The sequence below is a fragment of the Aeromicrobium sp. genome (assembly GCF_025965075.1).
GTDB lineage: Bacteria > Actinomycetota > Actinomycetes > Propionibacteriales > Nocardioidaceae > Aeromicrobium.
The window spans coordinates 38,087-45,181 of record NZ_JAOPXQ010000224.1 but is presented as its reverse complement, the minus strand read 5'-3'; the positions used below and the strand labels follow the sequence as shown (position 1 = coordinate 45,181).

At 70.9% G+C, this 7,095-nt stretch carries 7 protein-coding genes; 5 read left to right on the top strand and 2 right to left on the bottom strand.

Features of this window, described 5'->3' with window-relative positions; genetic code table 11:
- The coding region (locus tag JWQ91_RS13510) for an SIMPL domain-containing protein (RefSeq protein WP_297785053.1) at positions 1-506 on the bottom strand (506 nt) is incomplete at its 3' end.
- Positions 507-571: 65 nt separating this feature from the next.
- Here JWQ91_RS13510 and JWQ91_RS13505 point away from each other — a divergent pair.
- The gene (locus tag JWQ91_RS13505; protein WP_297785049.1) at positions 572-2,056 is read left to right on the top strand and encodes an NAD(P)/FAD-dependent oxidoreductase; all 1,485 of its coding nucleotides are present in this window, start codon (positions 572-574) and stop codon (positions 2,054-2,056) included.
- 16 nt (positions 2,057-2,072) lie between these two features.
- Here JWQ91_RS13505 and JWQ91_RS13500 read toward each other — a convergent pair whose 3' ends face one another.
- Positions 2,073-2,543: a helix-turn-helix domain-containing protein gene (locus JWQ91_RS13500; RefSeq protein ID WP_297785046.1), complete on the bottom strand. Its 471-nt coding sequence runs from the start codon at positions 2,541-2,543 to the stop codon at positions 2,073-2,075.
- Positions 2,544-2,564: 21 nt separating this feature from the next.
- On the opposite strand from JWQ91_RS13500, the gene JWQ91_RS13495 reads away from it, so the two are divergent.
- From JWQ91_RS13495 to JWQ91_RS13480, 4 genes are all read left to right on the top strand, one after another.
- Positions 2,565-3,113: a PaaI family thioesterase gene (locus JWQ91_RS13495; RefSeq protein ID WP_366521387.1), complete on the top strand. Its 549-nt coding sequence runs from the start codon at positions 2,565-2,567 to the stop codon at positions 3,111-3,113.
- Between the two features lie 55 nt (positions 3,114-3,168).
- Positions 3,169-4,488, top strand: coding sequence for an ATP-dependent 6-phosphofructokinase (locus JWQ91_RS13490; RefSeq protein WP_297785040.1), 1,320 nt, complete (start codon positions 3,169-3,171; stop codon positions 4,486-4,488).
- A gap of 93 nt (positions 4,489-4,581) precedes the next feature.
- Positions 4,582-5,871, top strand: a complete 1,290-nt coding sequence (locus JWQ91_RS13485) for a bifunctional o-acetylhomoserine/o-acetylserine sulfhydrylase (protein WP_297785037.1) — start codon at positions 4,582-4,584, stop codon at positions 5,869-5,871.
- The gene (locus JWQ91_RS13480; protein WP_297785034.1) at positions 5,868-6,977 is read left to right on the top strand and encodes a homoserine O-acetyltransferase; all 1,110 of its coding nucleotides are present in this window, start codon (positions 5,868-5,870) and stop codon (positions 6,975-6,977) included. Before JWQ91_RS13485 ends, JWQ91_RS13480 begins: the two co-directional genes overlap by 4 nt.
- Positions 6,978-7,095 lie beyond the last annotated feature (118 nt).

The following is a 7,095-nucleotide window of genomic DNA, read 5'->3' as shown; positions in this document are numbered from 1 at the left end:
GGGTCGGCGAGCTGGACCGCCGTGACCTTGCCGCGGCGGACCGCGTTGGCGTACGACTGCGCCTTGGCGACGGCGTCGTCGACGGCGGCCTTGCGCACCTCGGCCTCGTAGCTGCGCCGGTTCTTGGTCGTGACGTCCCAGCCGATGCCGCCGATCTCGACGCCCTCGATCCCCGACCAGTAGTCGAGGAAGCCGCTGAGCCGCTCGAAGTCGGTGAACTCGGCACGGACCTGCACGCGAGCGACGTGGACCATGTCGCCGCGCTCGCCGTCGCCGACCCACGGCCGGTGACTGAAGACACGCACCTGGTCGCTCGACCAGGTCTGCACCGCCTGCAGCCCCACGAGGTCCTTGAGCTGGCCGGCCAGGGGCTCCTGGATCGCCACGGCGTCGGTGAACACCTGGCGCTTGTCGGAGCCCTCGATCGCGGCCGCCAGCGTCACGGTCGCGCGCTCCGCCGGGTGGTGCTGCTCGGCCGTGCCGCGGACCGTGATCTCGAGCGTCATGCCGTCATCCTGCCCGAAGGTCGGCTATTGTTCAGATAGTCACATTATCTGAACAAGGAGCGCCCATGCCCGGGACCGTCCACGACGCCGTGATCGTCGGTGCAGGCTTCGGCGGCATCGGCGCCGCGATCCAGCTGCACCGCCTCGGCCTGCACGACCTGCTGATCCTCGAGCGCGAGTCGGACCTCGGCGGCACGTGGCACGTCAACCGCTACCCCGGCCTGGCGGTCGACATCCCGTCGTCGACGTACTCGTACTCGTTCGAGCCCAATCCGTACTGGTCCCGCCTCTACGCGCCGGGCGCCGAGCTCAAGCAGTACGCGGCCCACGTCGCGCACAAGTACGACGTCCGCCGCCACATGCGCTTCGACACCGTCGTCGAGGGCGCCGTGTGGGACGAGGACCGCAGCCACTGGTCCGTCGGCATCGCCGGCGGCGAGCGGGTCCACGCCCGGCTCCTGCTGACCGCGACGGGCTTCCTGTCTCAGCCCCGGCTGCCGGACATCGAGGGGATCGAGTCGTTCGCCGGCGCGGTCGTGCACACGACGCAGTGGGACGACGACCTCGACCTCGACGGGCGCCGGGCCGCGGTGATCGGCACGGGCGCGACCGCGGTGCAGCTGATCCCCGAGATCGCGCCACGGCTGGCCGCGCTCACGGTGTTCCAGCGCACCGCCATCTGGGTCACGCCCAAGCAGGACGGTGCGGTCCCGCGGTGGCTGCAGCGGCTGTACGCCCGTGCGCCCCTGACGCAGCGCCTCGTCCGAACCGTCGGGTCGGGGATCCTCGAGGCGATCATGGTCAGCGGCGTGCTGCGCTATCGCCGGGCCAAGGCGCTCAACCGCGGCGTCGAGAAGCTCGCGCTGCGCCACCTGCGCCGCCAGGTCGACGATCCCGCGACCCGGGAGCAGCTGACGCCGGACTACTCGTTCGGCTGCAAGCGGCCGACGTTCTCCAACACGTACTTCCCGACCTTCAACCGGCCCCACGTGCGTCTCGAGACGACCCCCATCGCCAGGATCGAGCCCGACGCGATCGTCACGACCGACGGCGGTCGGACCGAGATCGACACCCTGGTGCTGGCGACGGGGTTCAACCTGTGGGACACCAACTTCCCGGCGTTCGAGGTCATCGGGCGCGGCGGGGTCGACCTCGGGAAGTTCTGGCGCGAGCGCCGCTTCCAGGCGTACGAGGGCGTCGCCGTGCCGGGATTCCCCAACTTCATCTCGCTCAACAGCCCGTACTCCTACTCCGGGTTGTCCTACTTCACGACGATCGAGTCGCAGATGCTGCACATGGACCGGCTGCTGTCGGAGGTCGCGCGGCGAGGCGCGACGACGTTCGAGGTCACCGAGCGGGCCAACACCGCGTTCTTGGACCGGATGACCGCCAACCTGACCGACTCGGTGTTCGTGCAGGGCAGCTGCGCGACGTCGCGGAGCTACTACTTCAACCAGCACGGCGAGGCCACGTTGCTGCGCCCGACCTCGACGCTCAACGCGTTCCGCGAGGCACGGTCGTTCCCACTCGAGGACTACGTGTACGCCTAGCGACCGCCCGGGGACGCTAGGCGCTGCGGAGCCGGGCGCCGTCCAGCGGCACGAGCTCGGTGCGGGTCGCCGGCACGATCTCGTGGCCCTCGTCGCAGACCAGGTGCGCGTGGACCGGGGCGCCGCAGTCGCGGTGCCGGATCTGCATCGGGGGGCCGTCCTGGCCCGCGCGGTGGCGGTCGCCCCAGTCCATCAGCGCGATCATGACGACCCGCAGGTCGCGGCCGGCGGGCGTCAGGACGTACTCGTGCCGGGTGCGCTCGCCCGGCACCGCGACCGGCCGCCGCACGGCCAGGCCCTCGTCGACCAGCAGCGCGAGCCGCTTGGTCAGCACGTCCCGGGCGATGCCGAGGTGGGCCTGCAGCGCGTCGAACCGACGCACGCCGTTGAACAGGTCACGGACCACGAGGACCGCCCAGCGGTCGCCCAGGACCTGCGCCGTGCGCGCGATGGAGCAGCTCGTCGAGTCATAGTCGGACCAGGTCACGTGCGTCACCTCTGAGTTTGGATGGCAGACTTAGATGCTACGGTATCCGGATCCGCACCGAAAGAGGCCGCCATGACCGAGCTGACGCAGCAGAGCAAGACCATCACGTGGGTCGACCCCCGGCCGCAGGCGCTGCAGGCGTTGACCATGAGCGGGCTCGACTACCTCCAGGCCATGGTCGACGGCACGATCCCGCCCCCGCCGATCGCGAGCCACATCAACCTCGAGATCGTCGAGGTCTCCACCGGCACCGCGGTCATGGCCGCGGTGCCGGACGAGTCGCACTACAACCCCATCGGCTCGGTCCACGGCGGCTTCTTCGCGACGCTGCTCGACTCGGTGTGCGGCTGCGCGGTGCAGACGACGCTGCCGGTCGGCACGGCGTACACCTCGCTCGACCTCAACGTGAGCTTCCTGCGCGGCATCTCGAGCGACACGGGCCGCGTCGTCGCGACCGGCCGGGTCACCAAGCCCGGGTCGCGGGCGGCGTTCGTCGAGGCCGACATCAAGGACGCACAGGGGCGCCTGCTGGCGACCGCGACGTCGACGTGCCTGGTCATCACGCCCTGAGAACCGGCCGGAAGCCCGGCAAAACCTGAGGATTCCCTCGGATAGCATGGGGCGGGTGGTCACCCTCGACGATCTCCAGGTCCGCTCCCTCGGCGCGAGCACGCTCGACAGCCCCCTCGCCCTGTACGTCGGTGGTCGCGAGACCAACGAGTACTACGTCGGCGAGACCGACCGGATCCTGTACGACGACACGCTCGAGCTGATCGCGGCGCGCGGCGTCCCGCTGGCCGAGCTGCCGACGTTCGAGGCGGGCGGACCGCGGCGACGGATCTTCTTCGACCCCGCCACGACCCGGGTCGGCGTCGTGACGTGCGGCGGGCTCTGCCCGGGCCTCAACGACGTCATCCGGGCCATCGTGCTGGAGCTGCACACGCACTACGGCGTCCGCGACGTCGTCGGCTTCCAGCACGGCTACGCCGGCCTGATCGAGGCCAACGGCCACGACGTCGTGACGCTGACGCCGGAGTACGTCTCTCGGATCAACGAGCGCGGCGGCACGATCCTGGGCTCCTCGCGCGGGGCGCAGGACCCCGTCGCGATCGTGGACCGGCTCGTCGAGGTCGGCATCGACATCCTCATGGTCATCGGCGGCGACGGCTCGATGCGCGGCGCCCACGACATCGGCACCGAGATCGAGCGCCGCGGGCTGTCGATCGGGATCGTCGGCGTCCCCAAGACGATCGACAACGACATCCCGCACATCGGGCAGAGCTTCGGCTTCTCGACGGCGTTCGCCAAGGCCGCCGAGTCGATCAAGGCCGCGCGGGTCGAGGTCGAGGCGGCCGTCGGCGGCGTCGGGATCGTCAAGGTCATGGGCCGACACGCCGGCTTCATCGCCTGCTACGCCGCGCTGGCCAACCACGACGCCGACTTCGTCCTGATCCCGGAGGTCGACTTCTCACTCGACGGGGACAACGGCCTGCTGGCGCTGCTGGCCGCGCGCGTCGCGGAGAAGGGCAGCGCCGTCATCGTCCTGGCGGAGGGCGCCGGCCAGGACCTGATCCCGGCGAGCGATCGTACCGACGCCAGCGGCAACGCGGTCCTCGGCGACATCGCGGGCTTCCTGCGCGAGCAGATCGGCAAGGACTTCGCCAACCGCGCCCAGCCGCTCACGATGCGCTACTTCAACCCCGGCTACGCGATCCGGTCGGTCCCCGCCGACGCCTCCGACTCGGTCTACTGCGCCCGCCTGGCGCAGACCGCGGTCCACGCCGCGATGGCCGGGCGTACCGACATGGTCGTCGGGCGCCGGCGACACCGCTTCGTCAACGTCCCGATCCCGTTCGTCACGGCCGGGTCGCACAGCGTCTCCCCCGACGGCGACCTGTGGCTGTCGGTGCTGGAGAGCACCGCCCAGCCGTTCTTCATGGGCTGAGGTTCCGGACCCGCTCACATGGTGAGACAGGGTGCCCAATCTGCGGGAGGCTGGCAGGCTCGGGACACAGACCTTCGTACCCCAGGAGACACCATGAGCGACAACTGGTCATTCGAGACCAAGCAGATCCACGCGGGTCAGGTGCCCGACCCGACGACCGGAGCCCGGGCGCTGCCGATCTACCAGACGACGTCCTACCAGTTCCGCGACACGCAGCACGCTGCCGACCTGTTCAGCCTGGCCGAGCCCGGCAACATCTACACCCGCATCATGAACCCGACGCAGGACACCGTCGAGCAGCGCCTCGCCGCGCTCGAGGGTGGCATCGGGGCGCTGCTGTTCGCCTCCGGCCAGGCCGCCACGACCGGCGCCCTGACGAACGTCGCCGAGGCCGGCGACCACATCGTCGCCTCCGCGAGCCTCTACGGCGGCACCGACAGCCTGCTGCGCCACACGTTCCCCAAGCTCGGCATCACCGTGACCTTCGTCGAGGACAGCAACAACCCCGACGCCTGGCGCGCGGCCGCGCAGGACAACACCAAGGCATTCTTCGGCGAGACGATCGGCAACCCCAAGGGCGACATCCTGGACCTCGAGGCCATCTCGACGGTCGCCAAGGAGGTCGGCGTGCCGTTCATCGTCGACAACACCGTCGCGACGCCGTTCCTGCTCAACCCGCTGAAGCACGGCGTCGACACCGTCGTGCACTCCGCGACGAAGTACATCGGCGGACACGGCACCACGGTCGCCGGCGTCGTCATCGACGGCGGCACGTTCGACTACGCCGCGCACGGCGACAAGTTCCCCGGCTTCACGACCCCCGACGCCAGCTATCACGGCCTGGTCTTCGCCGACGCGCTCGGACCGGCCGCGTTCATCGCCAAGCTGCGGGTCCAGTACCTGCGCAACATCGGGGCCGCGATCAGCCCGTTCAGCGCGTTCCTGCTGGCCCAGGGCCTCGAGACACTGAGCCTGCGCATCGAGCGCCACGTCGAGAACACCCGCAAGGTGGCCGCGTGGCTCGAGGCGCGTGAGGACGTCGCGAAGGTCACCTGGGCCTCGCTCGACAGCAGCCCCTACAAGGCGCTCGCCGACAAGTACGTCCCCCAGGGCTCCGGAGCCGTGCTGACGTTCGAGCTGTCCGGTGGGGTCGAGGCCGGCAAGGCGTTCATCGACGCGCTCGAGCTGTTCAGCCACGTCGCCAACATCGGTGACGTCCGCAGCCTCGCGATCCACCCGGCCAGCACGACGCACTCGCAGGGCACGCCCGAGGAGCACGCCGCGACCGGCGTGACGCCCGGGCTCGTGCGCCTCGCTGTGGGCCTGGAGCACATCGACGACATCCTCGCCGATCTCGACGCCGGACTCCGCGCGGCCAAGTGACACTCAGCGCGGCCATCGATCCCTCTCTCGTCACGGGTGCGTGGCGGGAGGGGGATCCTGCCGGTTCCCGGGCGTTCGAGGACCTCGGCGACCTGGTCCTCGAGTCGGGCGTGACGCTGCCGGACGTCCAGCTGGCCTACGAGACCTGGGGGACGTACGACGGCTCCAACGCGGTCCTGGTCCTGCACGCCCTGACGGGTGACAGCCACGTGCACGGACCGGCCGGGCCGGGTCACCCGACGCCGGGCTGGTGGGACGCGGTCGTCGGGCCGGGCGAGGCGATCGACACCGACCGGTTCTTCGTCGTGGCCGCCAACATCCTCGGCGGGTGCCAGGGGTCGACCGGACCCGCATCGCGGGACCCCGACGGCTTCCAGTGGGGCGGGTCGTTCCCGGCCCTGACGGTGCGCGACCAGGTGCGTGCCGAGGTCGCCCTGGCCGACCGGCTCGGCATCCCCCGCTGGCGGGGCGTCATCGGCGGGTCGGCGGGCGGGATGCGGGCCCTGGAGTGGGCGATCGAGCACCCCGAGCGGGTCGAGCGGCTGTTCCTGCTCGCGACCTGTGCGGCGGCGTCCGCCGACCAGATCGCGCTGACCTCGACGCAGATCGACGCGATCCGCGCCGACGCGGCGTACTTCGACGGGGACTACTACGACGGGCCGCAGGGGCCGTCGGCCGGACTCGACCTGGCCCGGCGCATCGCGCACATCAGCTATCGCAGCGAGGCCGAGCTGGCCGAGCGCTTCGGCCGCGAGGTCCAGCCCGACGGCCGCTACGCCGTCGAGTCCTACCTCCAGCACCACGGGGCCAAGCTCGTGAGCCGCTTCGACGCCAACTCGTACGTCGTGCTGAGCGCGGCGATGAGCAGTCACGACGTGGGCCGCGGCCGCGGCGGCACCGAGGCGGCGCTCGCGCGGATCACCGCGCGTACCGTCGTCGCGGGGATCGACTCGGACCGGCTCTATCCCCTGCACCAGCAGCAGGAGCTCGCGGACGGGATCGCCGGCTCCGGACCGCTCGCGGTCGTCGCGTCGCCCCACGGCCACGACGGCTTCCTCGTCGAGTCCGACCAGGTCGGCACCCTCGCCCGCACCCTCCTCACCTGACCCCCCACCCCGGTGACGCGTGGGTTGCGCCCGGTGAGGAGCGACGTAGTGCGCGCGTCACCGGGCGCAACCCACTCCTCACCGGGTGCAACCCACGCGTCACCTTGGGGTGGGCCTG